Below are 20,807 nucleotides of genomic sequence, written 5' to 3'. Positions count from 1 at the left end.
GTGTTTGTTACGTGACAACACGTCACCGCGCCCATGTGTCATTGGCCTCACAGGGAGATCCGCGAGGCCGGGATACTGATCTTGCGGGGACGTGCGGGGACGTGCCGCGCCGTACGGGGTCGTACGGCAGTTCCCGGACCGGCACTGCGGTGACCCCGCCGTCCGCGATCTCCGCGCGGGACGACGCGGACCGCCCCGCTCGACTGTCCCCTCGGCTGTCCCCTCAAGGTTGGCGAAACGTTACTCTGGACACTGCTAGACCGGTTCACGCATCTTTGGGTAGGTTTCCGGAACCATGAGCGGCCCGGCCCGGTGCGGCAGTGGGAGGTGAGGGGGAACGTGACCAGCCTGATTCCGGAGACGGGGAACCTTCCCGCGGCCTTCACGACGTTCGTGGGCAGGCGGCATGACATCGCCGAGGTCCGCCGCGTCCTCGGGGCGGCGCGGCTGCTGACGCTGACCGGAGTGGGCGGCGTCGGCAAGACGCGGCTGGCGCTCGAAGCGGCCGCCGCGTCCAGGAAGGCGTTCCCGGACGGGACGTGGCTGGTCGACCTGGCGCCGTTGCGCGACCCGGCGTCGGTGGCGAGCGCCGCCGCGACCGCCGTGGGGATCCTGGACCTGGGCGTCAGGCCCACCCTGGAGCAGCTCGCGACGCATCTGGCCGGCCGCCGGGCGCTGATCGTGCTGGACAACTGCGAGCACCTGATCGAGGCCTGTGCCGAACTGGCGGGGACGCTGCTGTCGGCCGGCCCCGAGCTGCACATTCTGGCGACGAGCCGCCAGACGCTGGGCATCGCGGGTGAGCACGTCCTCACCGTGGCCCCCCTGTCGGTGCCGGACGAGGCGGTGGAACTCCTGCGGGACCGGGCCACCGCCCTGCGGCCCGAGTTCCAGATCAACGACTCGAACTGGGACTCGGTCATCCGGCTCTGCGACGGTCTGGACGGGCTGCCCCTGGCCATCGAGCTGGCCGCTTCCCGGCTGCGTACGCTCACCGTCCAGCAGACGGTGGACCGGCTGGAGGACCGCTTCACGCTGCTCACCGGGGGCAGCAGGACCGCGCGGCCGCACCAGCGCACGCTGCGCGCGCTGATCGACTGGAGCTACGAGCTGTGCGGCCCCGCCGAGCGGCTGCTGTGGAACCGGCTGTCGGTCTTCACCGGCAGTTTCGGCCTGGACGCGGCCGAGGAGGTCTGCGCCGGCGAGGGCGTCCCCCGGCACGAGGTGCTGGACCTCCTCGACCGGCTGGTCACCCAGTCCGTGGTCCTGACCACCGAGTACGAGGGCCTGCCCCGCTACCGGCTGCTGGAGACCATCCGCCAGTACGGCCGGGAACGGCTCGCCGAGTCCGGCGAGGAGCCGCACGTGCTGCGCCGGCACCGCGACTTCTACGTCGCCCTCGCGCAGCGCATCGCCGACCGCTGGTACGGCCCCGGCCAGGAGGACGCCCTGACGCGCCTGCGCGCCGAGCACGCCAATCTGCTGGTGGCACTGAACTGCGGCACCGACCCGCAGGTCACGCTCGCGCTGGCGGCGGCGCTGCGCTTCCACTGGTGCGTGGGCGGATTCCTCGGCGAGGGGCGTCGCTGGCTCGACCGGGCGCTGCTGGCCGCCCCCGAGCCCACCGTGGCCCGGGCCCGGGCGCTGTGGGTCGCCGCCTGGGTGGCACTGCTCCAAGGCGATCATTCGACGGCCGACGAGTGGCTGGACGAAGCCGGGGAGCTGGGCGAGCAGTTGGACGATGCGGTGGTGATCGCGTACGTCACCGGCCTCCGCGGCTCGTCGGCGTTGTTCCGGGGGCGGATGGAGGAGGCCGTGTCCCTGTTCCAGCGTGCGATCGCCATGCCCCCGGCGGCCGACGGGCCGGGCGTGGTGGTCTTCCTGCTGTTCCAGTTGGCCGCCGCCCAGACCCACCTCCGGGACCCGCGCGCGACGGAGACCGGCGAGCGAGCGGTCGTCCTCGCGGCGGCGCACGGGGACCGATGGGGCCGTGCGCACGCGCTGTGGGCGCTCGGCTACGACGCCTGGGCGCGCGGCGACCTGGAAGCGAGCATGGCACTGACCCGGGCCGGACTCGAACTGGAGCGCGGCTTCAACGACCACATCGCCACCTCGCTGATGCTGGAGCAGTCCGCCTGGGCGACCGCCTCCAGCGGTGACTACGAGCGGGCGGGACGGCTGCTGGGAACCGTGCGCTGCCTGTGGCAGAACATCGGCACCGGCATCTCCGCGTTCGGCCCTCGGCTGGCCGAGTACCACGTGCTCTGCGAGGAGTCGGTCGCCCGGGCGCTGGGCCCGGCGGCGTACGAGCGGGCGCTCGTGGTCGGCGGCAGCCACGACACCCCCTGCCAGGCCATCGAGTACGCCCTCAAGGCCGACCCCGGCACCGGCACCGGCCCCGGCACCGCCCCCGAACCGGCGGCCACGGTCTCCGCCCCGAGCCCGCTGACCCGCCGCGAGCGGGACGTGGCCGCACTGGTGGCCAAGGGCATGAGCAACCGTCAGATAGCCGCCGCGCTCGTCCTCTCCCAACGCACGGTGGACGGCCACGTCGAAAACATCCGGGCCAAACTCGGCTTCCGCTCCCGCGCCCAGATAGCAGGCTGGTGGGCGGAGAACCAACCCCCTACGGCGTAGCGCCCGTAACGGAACCCGGGCCTCGGCAAGGTCAGTTCTGTCGGGTGAGTGGGTCGTTCAGCCGGATGGTGCCGGGTTCCAGGACGTCGAGGTATACGCCGAGGCAGGCCAGTCGGCCCAAGTCGTAGACGGGGATGCGGTGTTCGCGGGCGATGGTGCGCATGACGGCGGGGTCGGCCGCCAGTTCGTCGTGGCCGAGGGTGGGGACCACGCAGCGGGGCGTGGGCGTCATCACGCGGAACAGTGCCTCGCCCACGCGCACCTGCCCGTCCACCCACGTGTCCTCCACGAAGTCCCGTCCCTCGCCGGTGTCGACGACCAGGTTCGGGCGGAAGCGGCGCGGGTCGAAGTCGCTGCCGGGATGCGCGGCCCGGAGCCTTGCCAGGGACGATGTGGTGACGAGGTGCACCCTGCCGAAGTCGAAGAACGTCCCCGAGGCGACCTTGCCGACGGTGATCTCCGCCCCCGTGCCGTCCACGGACGCCGTCGCCCGCGCCGAATCCGGGACACCGCCCTCGTACTCGGGCACGGCCCGCTCCAGCGTGTTGTTCTCCGGCGCGCTGGCCGAGACGAACACCTGACGGCCCAGCAGCTTGGACAGGCGGGCGTCCAGCTCGGGGTCTTCGACCGGGAGGATCGTCCCGTCGGGCAGCTCGACGCGAACGGCGCCGTCCTCGGTCGACCGGCTGCGGCAGTCCAGCAGTTGCCCCCACTTGCGCGGGTGCTTCGCGCTCCCGACCGCGCCCGTGTCGTCGAGCACGGCGTACGTCCGGTCCCCGGAGAGCCCGGCGTGGGTGACGGCGACGGACGGCACCGTCTCACCGAGCATGGACTTCACCGGATACCGGTACAACGCAGCCACAGTCCCCATGGCGATGCATCATTGCACCCCCGCCCGGGCTCGCCGCCCTCCCGCTTCCCCACGAGCCCGCAGCGTTTCGAAGGCGGCCGTGGTCGGGCCGGCCGGTTCGGCCTGGTAGACCACCAGTTCAGGAACAGCCGAAGGCCGCTCCCACGTCCGAAGAACGCCCAGGTGAGCGGCGCAGCTCGAGACCCATTTCGACTCATCGATAGCCTTCGTCCTCATGACGCGCACTTGGATCTTGCCGATGCTGCTGGTGCTCTGCGGCTCAGTCCCCGCGGCTGGGCTGATCGTGAGCGGGACCCCTGGCGCAGCCGTAGCCATCCTGCTGGTCTTTGTACTGCTCGCAGGCGTGAACTCGCCTCTGATCTTCCCGAGGTCGACCGGCGTGCTGGTGGCACAACGCCGCGCAGCGGTCGATGGCCGGCCGGTCGTCTTCTGGCGACCCGGCTGCACATACTGCATGCGGCTGCGCATACGGCTGGGCCGCAGCGCCCGTCAGATGCACTGGGTCAACATCTGGCGCGACCCGGATGCAGCGGCAGCGGTGAGGGCAACCAACAACGGCAACGAAACCGTGCCGACCGTCATCGTGGCGGGCCGGCCGCACACCAACCCCGATCCTGCGTGGGTGCGCGAGCAACTCTCCCGTTCTACGTGATCACGACGCAGCCGAGGTTAAAAGACAAGCTTCATGGCAGCCAGCCCGCGGGCGCGCCGGATCGCCGCCTCGTCTGCATGCGCGTATGTGTCGAAGAACCGTGAGGCCGTGCCCGCGGGCAGCAGCACCCATGCGGCGGCGAGGTCCCACGCCGGGTCGCCTGCGCACAGGGCACCGAAGTCGACGATGCCCGAGAGCGTTCCGTCCGAGACGACGACGTTCGTGGGATGGAGGTCGCCGTGCACCCAGACCCGCGGCCCTTCCCATGCGTGGGCGGCAACGGCGTCGTCCCAGACGGCCCGGACGTCGGCAGCGATGTCGTCGGGGACAACGGCCTGGAAGAAGTTCTCGAAGCCGTCCGTGCAGTTCCTGGGATGGGCACCGAAGTCCGTAGAGATCGGCGCCTCGGCGGGCGCCTCCACATGGAGTGCCCGAAGGAAGCCCGCCAGCGTGTCGGCCGCGTGGCCGCCGCGGCTGATCGAGCCGTGGTCCAGCGGCACGCCGGGAACCCACGTCATCACGGTCCAGTGCTTGGGAAAGCGCTCGGACGGTTCGCCGAACCGCACCGGAGTCGGCACCGGAAGCGGCAAGCGCGGGGCCAGCACCGGTAGCCACCGCCGCTCCTTCAACTGGAGCTCCGGAGTAGGGTCCATGCGCTGCATGCGCACGGCCAACTCATCACCAAGGCGCCACATTTGGTTGCCCCAGCCGCCCGCCACCTCCCGGATGGCCAGCCCCGCAAGGTCTGGATGTTGCTCCTGCAGCAGGTCGCGGACCAGGTCTGCGGTGATCTCGGTGTCGGTGTCAGTCATGCGAAGTCACAGTACTGAGGCGGCAAGTGGAGCGGCGGTCGTGGTCCCGTTCTTCGTCGTCGGCGGCGGACGCGAGGATGTTGTGGACGGAGAAGGACACCTCCGTCACCCGGCGGTCTTTGCGCAACTTCGACGCGTTGTGCCGGGCCTGTTTCACCGTGTAGTAGGACATCCCGATGTCCTCGGACCGACGGAACAGCGAGTCCTTCACCGCGAACAGGCCGTCGGGCCCGGCACCGCACCGCCGATCTCATTGCCGACCCGCTTGCGCAACCGCCGGTCCCGACGCCACTGCCTCGCCCGACAGGCCACCGAACAGAATCTCGTACGAGCTGGAGCACCCGGCCTCGGCCGTTCACCGCAGCCCTCGCACACCCGTCCCGTCAGGCGGTGGTCGTTGTGTCGAGTACGCGTCGGACGTGGGCGCGAGGGCGACCGTGGTGCCGGACTCCCCCATCGCCTTCCACGCCTCGGTGGTCAGACCGGTGGCGTGGATCAGGGTGACGTCGGGGCCGAGGATGCCGCGCTCCGCCCAGGACAGCACCGCCTGCGACGAAGCCGTGCCGAAGACGGCGTCGACGCTCACGCCGATGCCCAAGTCTGCCGCGATGAGGGCGAGTTCGGGGCCGTAGGCGAGGGCGGGGCCGGCGATCTCGTCGGTGGCTAGCGTCGCCATGCGGAGTGTGAGCAGTTGGTCGTCGCTGGTGAAGTACTGGTTCTTGAGGCGGGTCAGGTCGGCCGGCCACTGACGGTCCCACTCGCCGAAGTGCGGTCCCATCGAGGCGTGGACGCCTCGGATGCCGGTGTCCCGGAGAGCTTCGATCGCCGCGTCGGAGTGCTCTCGGGTACGGGAGTTGTGGGAGAAGTCGAGCATGGTGGTGATACCGCTGTCGAGCGCGGTCAGCGCCGCCAGTCGGGTGCCGATGTACATGTCCTGCGGCCGGTAGACGGTGGCGTAGCCGGCGAGCGTTGACATCACGTAGCCGCCGAGGTCGTCTACGTCCGGCATGATCCGGCGCAACTGGGCTTCCCAGGCGTGCCGGTGGGTGTCGACGAGGCCGGGGGCCAGGATCGTGCCGGCGGCGTCGACGACGACCGCGCCGTCGGCGGCCAGGTCCGGTCCGATCGCGGCGATGGTGTCGCCCTCGACGAGCAGGTCGCTGCCGCGCAGGATGCCAAGGCACGGGTCCATCGTGACGATCGTGCCGCCGGTGAACAGGATGCGGCGACGCGGATCGGCGGACTGCCCTCGCAGTTGCTCGAGAAGTCCGGCGCTGGCGGTGTCCTCGGTGTGCGTGACGGGCGTGATGGGCATGGCTAGCCCCTTTCGGGTGGCACTGGGTCTGGGCTGGAGCCGCTCGTGGTGTGAGCGGCTTCCGTCCCAAGACTCGATCCGCGCCCGTATCGGAACCAGGCCGCCGTTTCCCTAGGTGCGGCGCACCCACGACGGCCTCGTCGGCTACGCCCGGTACAGGACGAGGTGCTCGTGGAAGAGAACGCCGTCCCGGACGTCGCCGGTGGCCGTGAAGCCGGTGTCGTCGACGTAGTCGATGTGAGTGCCGGTGACGGTGTAGCTGCCGGTGTAGGCGCTCCGCCGGTTGCCACGGGCCTCGTCGTAGCGGCCGTTCGGGAGGAGTTCCTGACGGATGTGGCCGTCCGCCGTCACCCACATACCGACAAAGGGGTGCGGCGCTGTGGTCGTGTGGACTGCGTTCGTCTTCATGGCGTTCGTGTTCATGGTTCTACGGTCGCTCCCCTGCGCACCGGGAACCAGGTCGCACCATTCCCAGGAACCCGGTTCCAGGCTTCAGGCTTCTAGTTCCAGGGGCAGTTCACGCCCGTCGTCCTGGCAGTGATCGTCCGCCGAGTAGTACGGCGTAGGCGCAGGCGGTCAGCAGACCGCCGGCGAGGAAGGTGGTCCGGACGTCGGTGAGGGCCAGGATCAGGCCGCCGAGCGCGGCGCCGGCCGCGATGCCGGCGTTGTAGGAACCGGAGTTGGCCGCGAGGGCCATGTCCGTGCGGCCCGGTGCGCACCGCAGCATCTCGTTCTGGGTGGTCATGAACACCGGGCCGACCGCACCACCCGTCAGCACCAGGAACACCAGCGCCGCCACGGGATCCGTACCGGCCGCGTACAGGCCGAGCATGCCTGCCGCCTGCGTGACCACGGCGGCGGTCAGTGCGGACTGCGGATGGCGGTCCAGCAGGGCCCCGGTGATGGTCACCCCGGCCAGACATCCGACGCCGAAGGCCACGAACAGGGCGCTGACGGTGCTGCGGGAGAAACCGCTGACGTCGACCAGGAAGGTCGCCAGGTAGGTGTATCCCGTGAACGCCCCGGTGGCGGACAGGGTTCCGGCCGCCAGCACGGTCCGGAAGCGGCGGGTGTCGGGGCGGGTTCCGTAGGCGGCGTGCTCTTCGTCCGGGCGTGAGGTCGGGAGGAGTACGGCGATCGTCACGAGAGAGAGGAGTCCCAGGGCCGCGAGTACGGCGACGGGGACCTGCCAGTCGCTCTGTTGACCCAGCCAGGTCCCGGCGGGGACACCGAGCACGAGGGCGAGCGAACCGGCGACGGACAGCGCCCCGACCACGCGCCCTCGGACCCCGGGTGCGAACAGGCCCACCGCGACCGGCCCCATGACGGCCCAGAACAGCGCCTGGGCGAGCGCGGTCAGCAGCCGTGCCGCGAGGAGCAGGCCGTAGGACGTGGCCGACGCCGCCATCAGACTGGACGCGACGAGCGCGGTCAGCACTCCCGTGAGGACATGGCGTCGGGGCGCGGCCCGCGTGAGGTGGGCGAGCGGCAGCGACGCGACGGCGACGGTCACGCCGTAGCCGGTGAGGAGGAGACCGACCGCCGACACCGACACCGACAGGTTCTCGGAGATGAGTTCCAGTAGGCCGACCGGCAGGTTCTCCGCGGTGTTGAAGGTGAACGCGGCCAGCATCAGGGCCCCGAGCACCGCCGCCCTCCGCCAGGAAGCCGTCGGTGTCGTCCGTGCCATCGGTGCCGGCTGTGTCGGCGAGCCCGTGGCCGCACCCGTAGGGTCGCCGCCCGTGCCCGTCCGTCTCGCCCGCTCCATGGCACCGTCCATGGAGCAACCTCACCGACCTCGCCGCCCCGCCGCAACCGATTTCATCTCCGCTAGGAGCCCTGCCGGGCCGCCTGCCGGAGTGCTCGGTCGAGGGCCGGTTCGCCCTGGCCGAGGAGTGTCTTCTCCAGGCTGTGGTCGTCCGAGCGGCCGGTCCGCTCGCCCTGGGCGAAGGCGTCGGTGTCGACGATCCGGCCGCACCACTCGCCGCGCCCGACGACCTGACCGTCGAACGGCACCACCGCGCCCTCCCCGAGCGCGACCCACCGTTCCTCCTCCCAGCGCAGGGCGAGGATGTAGGTGTGGCCGGGTATGACGCGCGGGGCGTCGCCGGTCAGGTCCGGGACACGGGTCGTACCGTCGGAGCGCAGCAGCCGCCAGCCCGCGGCCTCGTAGTCGAGGGAGGCTCCGACGGCGGGATGGGTGCGCGTGCCGGAGGTGAACGGCTTGGCCTGCACGGTCAGTTCGACGGTCCGCTGGAGCTGGTACCCGTAGGCTCCGACGGACAGTTTCCGCCGCCCGCTCTCCCGTTCCCGTACGGCCCGGCCGACGACCACGACATCGGCGTACCGCACCCAGTCCTGCGCGGTCCCGGACGGATACCGGTTGGCCGCGAGCCCGCACCCGTTGACGGTGTCGAGCGCCGGCCAGCCGACGAGGATGCCCGCCGTCACGCCGACGGCGGCCAGCACGGCAAGGGCGGGTCGCCCGACCGCGCGGGCCGTTAAGAGGTTTCTGCGCATCCGATGATCTTGATGGCGATGGATCGGTCAGGCCGTGACGGGGGTCACACTTCCCGTCACAGGCATGTCACGGACATGCCACAGGTGGTGGACATGCCGCAGGTGGCGGGGCACACCGCGAACCCTGAGGGGGCGTAGCCGTGGTCCCGGCCAGGGCCTGCCGGATCTCGGCCGCGGGGAACGGCGTGCGTTTGCTCTGTGTGAGCAGGCGACGGTGGAAGTCGTCCAGGACGACCGCGTGCCGGACGTGCCGGTCGATGATCGCGCCGATGTCGGACGGCACGCCGTCCGGCCGGTGGCCGTCGGCCCAGGCGCGCAGGAAGGCACCGTGTTCGACGCCCCCATGCACCTCGTCCGGCAGATGGTGGCGCAGCAGGTGGTTGGGGGCGTAGGAGCGGTCGTACAGCAGGTGGTCGGTGAGGAAGGCGCGCTCGGCCGCCGAGAGGTCGAAGTCGCGGCTCGAGGCGAGCCCGAAGTCCGCGAAGTACACCTGGCGGCCGTCGGTGAGCAGGTTGGCGAAGTGCGCGTCGAAGTGGACCAGTCCGCGCCCGCTCATGAACTCGGTGCCCCGGACCAGCGCGTCCTCGGCCCACCGATGGGGCGACTCGCCGTCCGGCCCCCGCCAGGCGGCCGCACCGGCTTCGCGGAGCCAGGCGGCGAGCGTGTGGGGCACGTACTCCAGGAAGAGCACCAGGCTGAAGGAGGACGCTCCGACGGCCTCCAGTCGGCGGCGCACGGCCGGCGAGCCCTCCCAGTGCGCGACGGCCCCCTCGACACCGCCGAGCCCGTCCACGAACCCGGCGGGTGCGCTGTCGGGCAGCACCCGCCAGTGGTACAGCAGCGGGAAGCCCGCGTACTCGTTCGTCAGCGCCCAGCCTGTGGTCATGAGGTGCGCGGCCAGTTCGCGCCAGGCGCCGAACCCGGCCGACCCCGCCCCGTACTGGTAGTAGAGGGGAAGGTCGAAGACGTTGGCGGTCGACCGCACGTGCTCCGGTCGCAGCTCGACGTCCGTCAGCGGGACCCGTTTGACGAAGACGCGGGTTCCCGCGACCTCCATCTCCGCCGACCTGCCGCCGATGCCGGAGCCCAGACTCGGCGCGGCGGCCACCACCTCCTCGATCCGGCGGTCACTGAGGAGAGACAGCCGTGCGCCCACGGCCGCGTACGCGGACACCCGCGCGCCATGCCCCGACTCGGTCACATCCATCGACGGCTCCAGCCTGACAGCGGAACGGACTGCCGTCGATCATGCCAGGACCCCGGACCCGGCTGCCGGTATGGACCGGGCAAGACGGCGATATCGCACCGGGCACCGGGCGGGCTACAGTCATGGCGACTACAACCCCGTAGACGGTTTACCGCGTTGCGGACGACAGAGCGCCGAGGAGCGTTTCCATGGCAGAGGGACCCGGAGACCGGACGGCCGGAGACCGGTCGGCCGGCGGGCGGTCGGAGCGGCGGCCCGCGGGTGAGCTGGAGGCGAGCGTCCTGGCCGCGCTCTGGGCCGCCGACACTCCCCTCACGCCGGTCGCGGTGCAGGGCGCGCTGGGCGGGGGCTTGGCCCGCACGACAGTGACGACGATACTGACGCGCCTGCACGCCAAGGGCACGGTCACCCGCGTCTTCGCGGGCCGTGGCTATGCCTACGCCCCGGCGCAGGACCCGCCCGGTCTGACGGCCCGTCGTATGCACGCCGAGCTGGACAAGGACGCCAACCGCGGGACCGTCCTGGCCCGCTTCGTCTCCGGCCTCGGCCCCGAGGACGAGGAGCTGCTGCGGTCCCTGCTCGACGACGGCCCAGCGGACCCCGAAAGCTCTCCGTGATCTACGACGTGTGGATTCCGCTGGTCATGCCGCTGCTCGCGGAGCGTCTTCGCCTCGGGCCGCCTCCTGGACCCTGACGGCCCTCACACTCGCCCTCGCCCTGTCCAGTACCGCGGCCATGGGCATGCTCGCGCTGGCCGGCGCGACAGTGCTCCGCGCGCGACGACACGTCCACTAACTGCGCGCCGTCCGGCGGCAGTTCGGCGGACGGCCGGGGGCCGGGATCTCTGGGTACGGCAGGACGAGCGCCCCGAGGCCTACGTGCTACCGGGGCGACCAGGGCGGCCGGGCCGCATCGTCGTGACCTCCGGAATGCTGCGCTCCCTCAACGCACCCGAACGCGAAGTGCTGTTCGCCCACGAACGTGCCCATCTCGCCCACGGCCACCACTACTTCCTCGCCGCGGCCGAACTCGCCTCGGTCCTGCATCCCGCACTGCACGGCCTGCGGGAACCGATCGCCTACGCCCTGGAGCGCTGGGCCGACGAATCGGCCGCCGAGACGACCGACGAGACGACCGGCGACCGCGCCCTCACGGCCCGCGCCATCGCCCGCGCGGCCCTCGCCGCCCATGCCGGCGGCCCCGCCACCCGACCCCGCCTGTCCCCCACGGCCACCGCAGGACCGGCCCCCCGCCGCGTCTCCGCCCTCCTCGCCACCACCGCGCCCACCCCGCACACGGTCGGTGAAGTCGCCCAAGCGAAGCAAGGGGAACAGAGGGAAGAGAGGGAAGAGAGGGAACGCTATTCCGTCTGTTCGTCCACGGCCGGGCCGGTTCCCGGCCGGAGCAGGGCCGGGTCGGGGATCGGCGTGGCCGCCAGTCTCGGCAGGACGAAGGTCCACAACTGGGTCATGCGCTCCACCGAGAGCCACTCGCGGTCCGCCGCGCCCAGCACCTCGAAACCGGCCGTCGCCGCCACGATCACGGTCGTCGCCGCGTCGGCCGAGACGTCCTGCGCGAGCTCCCCCGCGCGCTGCGCCTCGACGACGAGATCGTGCACCCACACCTGCCACCAGCGCAGTATCTGCATCCCGTTCTTGCGGGAGGGGTCTCCGCTCAGCCGGAAGCCCGCCCTGATCACGGGATCGGCGACCACCGCGAGCAGCAGACCGCTCACCATGTCCACCAGTGACTGGAGCAGCGTGTCCGCCTCGCTGCGGCAGCCCTCCGCCAGTTCCTCCACGGCGTCCGCCGCCGCCCTCTCCACCGCACCGGCGAGGTCGTCCTTGCTGGCGAAGTGGAAGTGCAGGGCCCCGGTGCTCACACCGGCCCGTGCGCTGATCGCGGGAAGGGACGCCCTGGCGTAGCCCTCGGCGGCGAACACCTCGGCCGCCGCACGGACGAGGGACTGCCGTGTGCGCACCGCCCGAGCCTGTCTGACCATCGTGGTTCCCTCCCCCACCCGGCCTGGACGGACCACGCAGGGCCACGCCCCGCGCCCCGCGCCCCGCCGAAACGTGGAGAGCATCCCACCACGAACACCCCGCGGTAAACCGCGCGTTCGGTATCTTTGGCGCGGCCGGCGCCCGGTGAGGGGGGAGAGCGCGCGGGCCTGGAGTTACGTCCCCTGGTCAGACGGACGCGGGAGCGAGCCGCACGGGCAGTGAACGGTAACTGTTCATCAGGAAGCTTGGCAGCGGCTGGAGTTGGGTCGGTTCGCAGGCGAGTTCCATTCGGGGGAAGCGTTCGAAGAGCGCGGCGAAGGCGCTCTCCGCCTCCACCCCGGCGAGCGGGGCCCCCATGCAGCGGTGCGGTCCGTGGCCGAAGCCGAGGGTGTCGCGGTCCGTGCGCAGTACGTCGAACCGGTCGGCGTCCGGCCCGTAGCGCTCGGGGTCGCGGCCGCCGGCCGCGAAGGAGACGAGGATGGCCTCGCCCTTGCGGATCAGTACGCCGTCCAGGTCGATGTCCTCGACGGCGAACCGCATCGGCGAGTACGCCCCGGGGGTGTGCACGCGCATCGCCTCGGCGGCGACGTCCTGCCAGGTCGCCCGGCCCGCCCGCACGTGCTCCCACTGCTCGGGCCATCTCAGCAGCGCCCCGACCGCGTTGGTGATCAGGGCGGCGGTGGTGTCCTGCCCCCCGGCGATCATGAGGAAGAGGGTGCCCAGCAGTTCTTCCTCGCTGAGCCGGTCGTCCTGGTCGCGTGCCTCGATCAGCAGCGACGTCAGATCGTCGCCGGGTTCGGCCCGCTTGGCCTTCACCAGCTCCGACAGCAGGGCGAACGCCTCCAGCCGTGCCGCCTCGATCTCCTGCCCGCTGATCGTCGTACCGAACACCTTGTGCAGTGCCGCGCACAGGGCGTCGGTGGCCTCGCCGTGTGCCACCCCGAACAGCTCACAGATCACGCGCATGGGCAGCAGTTCCGCGTACGAGGCGCGCAGGTCGATGGGCGCGCCCGGGTCGGTCGCCGCGAGCCCGTCGACGAGTTCGGCGGCGATCTGCGCGACCCGCGGCCGCATCGCCTCCGAGCGGCGCGCGGTGAACGCCGCCGCCACCAGCCGGCGCAGCCGGGTGTGCGAGGCACCGTAGGCGAACAGCATGTTCTCGTTCGCCACCCACGGATACAGCGGCCAGTCCTGGGTGATTCTTCCCTCGATGAATTCGGGCCAGTGCCGGCGCGCGTCCTTCGACACCCGGGAGTCGGTCAGCAGCCGCTCCACGTACTGCTGCCGCACCACCGCCCAGGCCGCCACACCGCCCGGCAACTCCACCTGGACGGCCGGTCCTTGACCCCGCAGCATCGCCGCCTCCGCGGCGAGGTCGCGCCCCGTCACGTCCAGGGCATAGGGGCAGGCAGTCGTATCCATCGTCGTACTCCCCGAGTTCGTCCTGCTCACATCGGCCTTTGCGCTTGCCCGGGAGAGCTGGGTTTCCCCTCGCTCTCCCGCCGGGACGCACGACGACGTCCCGAACGACCGTTCACCCCTCACCACTCCCCCGGCGGCCCCACGCCCAACCACCGCCTCAGCCGCCTCACCACCGCAGGGACACCACCACAGAGACGCCAGAACACGGGAAAACCGGGACGCCGGGCCGCCACACGACGACCGGCCTGGCCCCGCCCGGTGCGGCGGTCACCCGGCCGCTTGGGTCTCTCCCGCTCCCCAACTGGCCTTCATGGCCTCCTCGTAGACCCTGGCCCCCCGGTCCGCGGCCGTGTCGAGCTGCAGCAGCACCGCCGGCACCGCGACCCCGGCCATCAGGTGCCGCTGGAGGTCCGCCACCCGCTCCGGCAGATCCGCGTGACCCGTCATGATCTTGGACAGGACCTGCACGCCCGTGAACGCCCCCACGAACATGCGCGCGGCCGCGGCCACATCGACATGCGGGAGCAGTTCGCCCTTCTCCTTCGCCCGGCCCAGCACGTCGGCGTTGTGCGCGATCCAGCCGCTCATCGGCAGCCGTCGGTCCAGCTTGTCGCTGGGCACGCCCTGGTCGACCGTCAGCCGGATGCTTCCCTGGACCAGCGGGTCGCCCACGGACAGCAGATGGGCCAGCACGAACGCCTCGTCCATTCCCTGCTGGAGCAGCAACTCCCTTGCCGGGACCGGCGGAACGGCCTCCAACTGACTGGCCAGGACGGCCTGCGCGAGCTCCTCCTTGGAGGAGAAATGGAAGTACAGAGCCCCCTTGGTCACCCCGGCGCGGGAAAGGATCTCCGCGATCGTCGCCGCCTCGTATCCGACCTCCGCGAACACCGCCGCGGCCGCGACGAGGACTGCCCGTCTCGTCCGTACAGCGCGTTCCTGCAGCGCCACGCCCCCACCTCCGAGGTAGCTCCCCGTGATTCCGGCTCCGAAAAATATACCGGGAGGTCTGTCTCCTGCCACCTCCCGGGCATCGCACCCCGCCCCGTTCCCCGTAATCCCGAAGTTCCCCTGCCGCCTCCCGTATTCCGCCCTTCACCGGGCGCAACGGGCGCAACGGCCCTGCTCCTGCGGCACAAGGACCCCTCAAAACCCGCCACCCGCGCGATCGTAGTTTGCCGATTTCTGACTTGATAAGAAAACCGGAAGGTCCGTATCTTCTGGATCTTCTGGCTCACTGCACACAAAGGCATCCAGCTACCGGATCTGCGACAACGGGGGGGAGAGGGTCATGGCCCTTCTGGCATTTCACAGCGGAGAGCGCCCCACGGGGGCACAGCGCGCCGATCACGTATCGGGTCAGACGGCCCGGCCGGACCCGGCCGACGCCGTGACCGCCCGCGAGCTGGCGCGGCTGCTGTTCGACCAGGACGGTGAGCGGGAGCGGGTCCACGCGCCGTGGCGGAGCCTGATCGCCCAGGGCGCCTTCCGGCATCAGCCCGGTCTCGGCCCCGAGCAGCGTGCCGCGCAGTCCTACGCCCGGTTGCGCCTGGTCAACGACACGCTCGACGACCCCGAGGCGCTCGCCACCGACCCGGCTCTCCTCACCGGTCTGCACGAATGGGCCGCGATCGTCGACGGGGGCGGCGGGCTGACCACCGTGGCCAGCATCCACTACAACCTGTTCCTCGGCAGTCTCCTCGACCACGACGACAACGCCCCGAGGGACCTCGCCGAGTTCACCTCGCTTCGGCGCATCGGCACCTTCCTGTGCACCGAGGTCGACCACGGCAACGACGCGCCCGCGCTGGAGACCACCGCCCGGCTCGACCCCGAGACCGGCGGTTTCGTCCTGCACACGCCCCACCCCGGCGCGGCCAAGTTCATGCCCAACACCAGCACCCTGGGCGGCCCCAAGTCCGCCGTGGTCGCCGCCCGGCTCCTCATCGACGGCCGTGACGAGGGCGTCTTCCTCTTCCTGACGCCCCTCACCGACCACGACGGGCCCTTGCCGCACATCAGCATCACGCCTCTCCCGCTGCGCCCGAACGCCCCCGTGGACCACTGCCTCACCTCGTTCGACCATCTCCCCCTCCCCCGTCGGGCACTCCTCCAGGGTGCGCACGGGCGGCTGAACCCGGACAACACCCTCACCAGCGTCCTCGGCAACCGCCGTAAGCGCTTCCTGACCTCGATCGCACGTGTCACCGCCGGCAAGCTGTGTATGAGCGCCGCGGCGATCGGCGCGTCACGGGCGGCGCTCGCGATCGCCGTCCGGTACGGCGAGCAGCGCCATGTCAGCGGGTCCCGGCCGGACCGGCGTGTCCCCGTCAACACCCATCGCACCCACCACAGCAGGCTCCTGGAGTCCGTCGCGACGGCCTATGCGATGACCGTGCTGCACCGTTCCCTCACCGCCGCGTGGAGCCGGCACACCGCCGACGACCGCGACGACGTCGAACGCCTCATCGCCCTCACCAAGGCCTGGATCACCTGGCAGGCCCGCTCGATCACCCTCGAAGCCCGCGAACGCTGTGGTGCGCAGGGCCTGTTGCCCGCCAACCTGCTCGCCGGGTTCCCCGAGTACGTCGAAGGGACCATCACCGCCGAGGGCGACAACCTCCTCGTCAGCACCAAGGCGGCCGCCGAACTCCTCCACCACCCGCCGACCGCGCCCCTCGCCGACCCCGGCCCGCCCCACCTCACCAACCCCCGCCATCTGCGCGACCTCCTGGCCCACACCGAGCACGCCTTCCACACGCAGGCCGGCAGCGCCCTGCGCAACGGCCCCTCGCGCGACCCGCAGGCCCGCTGGAACACGGCGTCCACGCCCGCGCTCCACAGGGCCCGCACCCACACCCTCGTCCGGGCGGCCGACGCCCTGCTGGCGACCCTCGCCCGCACCGGTCACGAGCCCACGCAGCGACTCCTGACCGAACTCACGACCCTCTTCCTCCTCACCCAACTCGCCCCCCACACCGGCACTCTCCTCGCCGACAACCACATCACCGCCGAGGACGTCCACCAGTTCCCCGCGACCGTCGACGCCCTGACGCACAGCCTGCGCCCCCACCTGACCACCCTCACCGACGGGTTCGACCTGCCGCCGCTGTACCTCGACTCCCTCCCCCTCCTGCACAGCGGCGGCTCGCGGGCGGAAGACCACCGCTACGGCTTGCGGCCCACGCCGCAGTAGGCGTCGACGGCGGCGGCGAAGTTGGCCGGATCCTCGGGATTCGGCCGCCACTTCGTCACCTGGACGATCCCCGGTTCCACCAGGTCCAGTCCGTCGAAGAAGCCGCCGATCTCCTCGACGCGGCGCACGTAGTAGGGCACGGCGCCGCTCGCGTTGTACGCGTTCGACGCGGCGATCATGCCCTCGCTGGTGGCCGTGCTGTCGCTGATCACCAGGTGGCTTCCGGAGGGCAGGCCCGCCATGAGCCGCCGGACCAGGTCGCGTCCCTGCTCGTAGTCGGCGACGTGGCCCAGCGTGTTGAGGATCATCAGGGCGACCGGCCGGGAGAGGTCGAGGGTGCCCGCGGCGGCCTTCAGCACGGCTTCCGGGTCGTAGAGGGTCGCTTCCAGATAGGCGGTCCTGCCTTCCGGCGTGCTCGTCAGGAGGGCGTGCGCATGGGTGAGGACGACGGGGTCGTTGTCGACGTAGACGATCCGGGCGTCCGGGGCGACGCGCTGGGCCACCTCGTGGGTGTTGTCGGCGGTGGGCAGACCGGTGCCGACGTCAAGGAACTGACGGATGCCCACCTCGCCGGCCAGATGGCGCACCGCGCGCCCCAGGAAGTGCCGGCTGGTGACCGCGACGTCGACCAGGCCGGGGAAGATCTCCTTGATCTGCTCGCCGATCTCCCGGTCGACCTCGTAGTTGTCCTTGCCCCCGACGAAGTAGTTCCAGAACCGGGCCGAGTGCGGCTTGGACGTGTCGATCCGGCCGGGTGCTGCGGCGGTCGCGGCGGTCTGGGCGGTGGAGTCGGACACGGCAAGGCCTCCTGCGCGGGTGCGGTGCTGATCAGTGCCCCAACCTAGGCCAACTTTCTTTCTGCACAGGTAAGTTGATGGTGTCCGCGACAGCCTTGCGCGCCGTTTCGGCCACCTCGGCGGCACGGCGCACAGGCCCGGTGGCAGGTGGCTCAGGTCGCGGTGTCACCGAGTTGGCGTCTCATGTACGGAGTCATCAGGTCTTCGCCTTGGCCAGCACCGTGGTGCGGGCGCCGAGGACCGCGCTGTCGCCGCCCGGCACGGGCAGCACGGTCAGTCCGTCGGCCGAGCCGAAGGGCACGATGACCGGGGTGCGCTGGGTCGGCCGGTAGAGGCGGGGCTCCTTGCGGTGCTTGCCCGAATTCCGCAGCCGGAGGCGGATGTTGTAGGCGGCGAGGTCGGCCTGGGCGAGTGCGGTGGGGGTGATCTTCTGCTCGGTGGCGTCGTTCACGTCGCCGATCGCGAACACGTCCGCCCGCCCCTGGACCCTGAGTCGCCGGTCGACCTGGACCTGCCCGGCGGCGTTCAGCCAGTCGCCGTGTCCGGCCAGGCGCAGCCAGAGCGTGTTGGGCGTGGTGCCCGTCGCCCAGAAGGAGAGGTCCGCCTCGATGGCATTGCCGTGTGCGTCGCGGTAGGTGCCGAAATCGTTGCCCGGTGTCATGAACATGTCAAGGCGGACGTCGACGTCGTGGGCCTTCAGCCAGGCCAGCGCCCTGCGCCCGGCCCGCTCGCTGCCGGTGGAGTGCAGCAGCGCCGACCCCGCGTGGGCGAGGGTGACGCGGGCGTCCGGCCGGCCAGCCGGATCTCCGCGCTGAGCTCGACGCCGGAGGGACCGCCGACGACGACGAGGACGTGTTCGGCGGCGGCGACCCGGTCCTGGTGGCCGGATAACGACTTCATCATCTCTGCGGTGGTGGTGCCGGTGAAGCGGGCGGGTTCGGGGTAGTCGGCCCCGGCGGCGATCACCACTACGTCGCCGTCGCGCACGCGTGTCTCCTGTTGCATGGGGGGATGACGAGCGGCACGATGTGGGGCTTCTTCGGCCACTCGGACTCTCGATCGCCCTATCGCTTGAATCTTAAAGTTCACAGATCGTCGCGTCGTGCGTATGTCGCGTGACGTCACGACCTCAGGTGGCTCGCGGACGGGTTTCACCGGATCCCGGAAGTCGCCCCCGGGATCAGTGCCGCAGGTCCGCGCCGACCGCCGCCGCGACCACGCGGTCCCGTTCGGCCTGCGTGAACAGGCCCCCGGCGAGCCAGGTGTCGGCGAGGGCGCGCACCGCCGCCAGGAAGCGGGCCGAGGTCGCGAACGGCGCCTGGTCCCAGAGGACGTCGAGGAAGGTCAGGCCGTCGGCGCGGGAGCGGTTCGGTACGCCCGAGACGGTCGTACCGAACACGACGACCGGCTCCGCGCGCCTGAAGTAGGCGTGGTAGCGGGTGTCGTCCGCGACGTGGAAGGGGGCCAGGGTCAGGCCGTGGGTGGTGAAGTACTGGGGGCGGCCCTCGGGGCGGACCGCGTCGGCCAGGTCGCCGCGCAGCGTGAAGTCCTTGTAGAAGGAGAACTGCCGGAAGCCGGTGGCCTGGCTCCGCGCGACCAGCAGGACCGGCCCGTGGAACAGGGACTGGACGGTGGGATCGTCCAGGGCGCGTTCGACGCGCAGGCGGTAGGGGGCGGAGACCGTGACCCGGTCGCCGGGCTGCCAGGTCCTGCCGAGGGTGAGGTAGCTGCCGGGAACCGCCCGGACCGTCTGCCGGACGCCGTTGACTGCGACGGTGAACCCCGCCGTGGCCCAGGACGGCACCCGCAGCTTCAGGTCGAGCGCGCCGCCGCCCTCCCGGAACGTCAGCGTACGGACGCCCTCGGCCGGGTAGGCGCTCGTCTGCTCGATGACGAGCCCGCGCTCCGGCCACCGCAGGGTCGAGGCGAGGTAGAGGTTGACGTACAGGGCGTCCCCGGCGGCGGAGCGGAAGTAGACCGAGTCCTGGTACTTGGTGTGGTTCTCCGTGCCGGTGCCGCCGCAGCAGGTACCGGTGTTGTCGTACTCGCGCACCACCCCCGGACCCATGCCGACGAAGTAGGTGACCTCCGGGCTGTCCACGCCGGGGGCGTCCCGGCGGGAGGCCAGGATGTGGTTCGTCAGGCCCCGCTCGTAGTAGTCCATGTAGCCGGGGTCCGGCTCACGGAAGAACAACTGCCTGCTCAGCTTCAGCATGTTGTACGTGGCGCAGCTCTCCGCGTTGTTGTCGCCCAGGGTGGCCGCGATGGCGCCTCGGGCCCGGAACATCTCGCCCTGGCCGGTGCCGCCCAGGCTGTACGTCCGGGGACCGGCGACCATGCCCCAGAAGTTGCGGGCCGCCGCCGCGTACTCCTCGTCCCCCGTGTGGTCGAACAGCCTTATGTAGCCGGTGAATTGAGGGATGTGCTGGTTGGCGTGCCGGCCCTCCAGGATGTCGCGGTCGGCGGCGCAGGCGGCCAGCAGCGCGGTGTTGTCGAAGCAGCGGGCGGCGGCGAGGTGTTCCGCGCGTCCGGTGAGGGCGTACAGGTCGGCCAGCACTTCGTTCATCCCGCCGTACTCACCGGCGATGTAGATCGACCACATGCGATCCAACTGCGCCTTGGGCAACCGGCCGAGGCGGCTGTGCACCCAGTCGCCCATCGCCGAGGCGATGACGAGGGCCTGCGCGTTCCCGGCCAGGGTGTACGCGTCCAGGAGCCCCCGCATGATCTTGTGGCAGGTGTAGTAGGGCGCCCAGATGGTGGGGTAGGTCGTGTAGCTCTCCAACAGGATGAACTGCGTCTCCGGGTACGCCGCCAGGTAGCCGGGGTGGCTCGGTCGCGGCGAGCCGTGCTCGGCCAGCGCCTGCTGGCACTCGCCGAGCGCGGCCACCAGGTGGTCGAGCTTGGACTTCAGCCCCTCCTCGCGCGTGTCGGCGTACGCCTGGGAGAGGAGGGTGAGGAAGTGGCCGCCATAGTGGCCGCGCAGGTTGCCGTCGGAGGTCTCCCAGCCGCCCGGCGGCTGGGCACCCCGCGTGTCGAGGCCCGCGTTGGCCCGGAACACGGCCAGGATCCGGTCGGCTGGATAGGCCCTGGCGTACTCCAGCATCAGGTCACGCTTGCGCCGGAAGACCCCGTCGCCGAGGGCCACTTGGTCCAGCGGGAAGGGCTGCACCACCCATGTCGACGGGACGGAGACGGCTGAAGCCGTGGTGGACGCGGGACGCTTCGAGGCCGAGGCGGAGGCGGTACGAGCCTGCGCCGGGGCGGAGTTCAGAAGCGGGACGGCGGCCCCGGTCCCTGCGGCCAGCCTCAACAGACGGCGACGAGTGGGGGGTTGGGACATGCTGGGACTCCGATCGTGGGGGGGGGAGGCAC

16 protein-coding genes and 3 pseudogenes are annotated in these 20,807 nt (G+C 71.2%); 5 read left to right on the top strand and 14 right to left on the bottom strand.

Annotated features, from left to right (window positions below; genetic code table 11):
- The first annotated feature begins 339 nt into the window (after window positions 1-339).
- Window positions 340-2,637: a LuxR C-terminal-related transcriptional regulator gene (locus BMZ82_RS14535; protein ID WP_256251912.1), complete on the top strand. Its 2,298-nt coding sequence runs from the start codon at window positions 340-342 to the stop codon at window positions 2,635-2,637.
- A gap of 31 nt (window positions 2,638-2,668) precedes the next feature.
- Here the strand turns inward: BMZ82_RS14535 and BMZ82_RS14530 are convergent, their stop codons facing one another.
- Entirely contained in the window at window positions 2,669-3,508 is an 840-nt protein-coding gene (locus BMZ82_RS14530) for an MOSC domain-containing protein (protein ID WP_093775610.1), read from the bottom strand.
- A gap of 214 nt (window positions 3,509-3,722) precedes the next feature.
- Here BMZ82_RS14530 and BMZ82_RS14525 point away from each other — a divergent pair, with 214 nt between their 5' ends.
- Complete coding sequence (locus BMZ82_RS14525) at window positions 3,723-4,160, top strand: glutaredoxin domain-containing protein (RefSeq protein WP_093775608.1); 438 nt, start codon at window positions 3,723-3,725, stop codon at window positions 4,158-4,160.
- A gap of 17 nt (window positions 4,161-4,177) precedes the next feature.
- Here the strand turns inward: BMZ82_RS14525 and BMZ82_RS14520 are convergent, their stop codons facing one another.
- From BMZ82_RS14520 to BMZ82_RS14490, 7 genes and pseudogenes are all read right to left on the bottom strand, one after another.
- Window positions 4,178-4,972 (bottom strand): aminoglycoside phosphotransferase family protein, encoded by a 795-nt coding sequence (locus BMZ82_RS14520; protein ID WP_256251911.1) that lies wholly within the window; start codon window positions 4,970-4,972, stop codon window positions 4,178-4,180.
- Window positions 4,965-5,144: a hypothetical protein gene (locus tag BMZ82_RS14515; protein WP_143098858.1), complete on the bottom strand. Its 180-nt coding sequence runs from the start codon at window positions 5,142-5,144 to the stop codon at window positions 4,965-4,967. Before BMZ82_RS14515 ends, BMZ82_RS14520 begins: the two co-directional genes overlap by 8 nt.
- 237 nt (window positions 5,145-5,381) lie before the next feature.
- Window positions 5,382-6,287: pseudogene (locus BMZ82_RS14510) on the bottom strand (amidohydrolase family protein); the annotation flags it as partial.
- A 144-nt stretch (window positions 6,288-6,431) separates the two neighbouring features.
- A complete protein-coding gene (locus BMZ82_RS14505) occupies window positions 6,432-6,710 on the bottom strand; it encodes an Atu4866 domain-containing protein (RefSeq protein ID WP_256251910.1) in 279 nt (92 codons plus the stop codon).
- 94 nt (window positions 6,711-6,804) lie between these two features.
- Window positions 6,805-7,977 carry an MFS transporter gene (locus BMZ82_RS14500; RefSeq protein WP_256251909.1) on the bottom strand — a complete coding sequence of 391 codons (1,173 nt, stop codon included), beginning with the start codon at window positions 7,975-7,977 and terminating at the stop codon, window positions 6,805-6,807.
- 140 nt (window positions 7,978-8,117) lie between these two features.
- Entirely contained in the window at window positions 8,118-8,807 is a 690-nt protein-coding gene (locus BMZ82_RS14495; RefSeq protein ID WP_093775602.1) for a hypothetical protein, read from the bottom strand.
- 67 nt (window positions 8,808-8,874) lie between these two features.
- Complete coding sequence (locus tag BMZ82_RS14490; protein ID WP_256251908.1) at window positions 8,875-10,014, bottom strand: serine/threonine-protein kinase; 1,140 nt, start codon at window positions 10,012-10,014, stop codon at window positions 8,875-8,877.
- A 188-nt stretch (window positions 10,015-10,202) separates the two neighbouring features.
- Between BMZ82_RS14490 and BMZ82_RS14485 the strand changes: the two genes are divergently transcribed.
- Both BMZ82_RS14485 and BMZ82_RS41785 read left to right on the top strand, forming a co-directional pair.
- Window positions 10,203-10,631 carry a BlaI/MecI/CopY family transcriptional regulator gene (locus tag BMZ82_RS14485; protein WP_093775600.1) on the top strand — a complete coding sequence of 143 codons (429 nt, stop codon included), beginning with the start codon at window positions 10,203-10,205 and terminating at the stop codon, window positions 10,629-10,631.
- A 261-nt stretch (window positions 10,632-10,892) separates the two neighbouring features.
- Window positions 10,893-10,994: pseudogene (locus BMZ82_RS41785) on the top strand (M56 family peptidase); the annotation flags it as partial.
- A 380-nt stretch (window positions 10,995-11,374) separates the two neighbouring features.
- Here the strand turns inward: BMZ82_RS41785 and BMZ82_RS14475 are convergent.
- From BMZ82_RS14475 to BMZ82_RS14465, 3 genes are all read right to left on the bottom strand, one after another.
- On the bottom strand, window positions 11,375-11,995 hold the full coding sequence (locus BMZ82_RS14475; RefSeq protein ID WP_256251907.1) for a ScbR family autoregulator-binding transcription factor: 621 nt from the start codon (window positions 11,993-11,995) through the stop codon (window positions 11,375-11,377).
- Between the two features lie 208 nt (window positions 11,996-12,203).
- Complete coding sequence (locus tag BMZ82_RS14470) at window positions 12,204-13,439, bottom strand: cytochrome P450 family protein (protein ID WP_093775596.1); 1,236 nt, start codon at window positions 13,437-13,439, stop codon at window positions 12,204-12,206.
- Between the two features lie 267 nt (window positions 13,440-13,706).
- A complete protein-coding gene (locus BMZ82_RS14465) occupies window positions 13,707-14,390 on the bottom strand; it encodes a ScbR family autoregulator-binding transcription factor (RefSeq protein ID WP_093775594.1) in 684 nt (227 codons plus the stop codon).
- A gap of 340 nt (window positions 14,391-14,730) precedes the next feature.
- Here BMZ82_RS14465 and BMZ82_RS14460 point away from each other — a divergent pair, with 340 nt between their 5' ends.
- The gene (locus tag BMZ82_RS14460) at window positions 14,731-16,635 is read left to right on the top strand and encodes an acyl-CoA dehydrogenase family protein (RefSeq protein WP_093775592.1); all 1,905 of its coding nucleotides are present in this window, start codon (window positions 14,731-14,733) and stop codon (window positions 16,633-16,635) included.
- On the opposite strand, the gene BMZ82_RS14455 is transcribed toward BMZ82_RS14460, so the two are convergent.
- The 3 genes and pseudogenes from BMZ82_RS14455 to BMZ82_RS14445 form a co-directional block, all read right to left on the bottom strand.
- A complete protein-coding gene (locus BMZ82_RS14455; RefSeq protein ID WP_093775591.1) occupies window positions 16,608-17,432 on the bottom strand; it encodes an SAM-dependent methyltransferase in 825 nt (274 codons plus the stop codon). The genes BMZ82_RS14460 and BMZ82_RS14455 overlap by 28 nt on opposite strands.
- A gap of 152 nt (window positions 17,433-17,584) precedes the next feature.
- Window positions 17,585-18,407: pseudogene (locus tag BMZ82_RS14450) on the bottom strand (FAD-dependent oxidoreductase); the annotation flags it as partial.
- 205 nt (window positions 18,408-18,612) lie between these two features.
- A complete protein-coding gene (locus BMZ82_RS14445; RefSeq protein ID WP_177244493.1) occupies window positions 18,613-20,775 on the bottom strand; it encodes a glycoside hydrolase family 127 protein in 2,163 nt (720 codons plus the stop codon).
- Window positions 20,776-20,807 lie beyond the last annotated feature (32 nt).

The sequence above is a fragment of the Streptomyces sp. yr375 genome (assembly GCF_900110755.1).
Lineage (GTDB): Bacteria > Actinomycetota > Actinomycetes > Streptomycetales > Streptomycetaceae > Streptomyces.
Note: the sequence above shows the minus strand (reverse complement) of the source record. Positions and strands in the feature narration are given on the sequence as shown.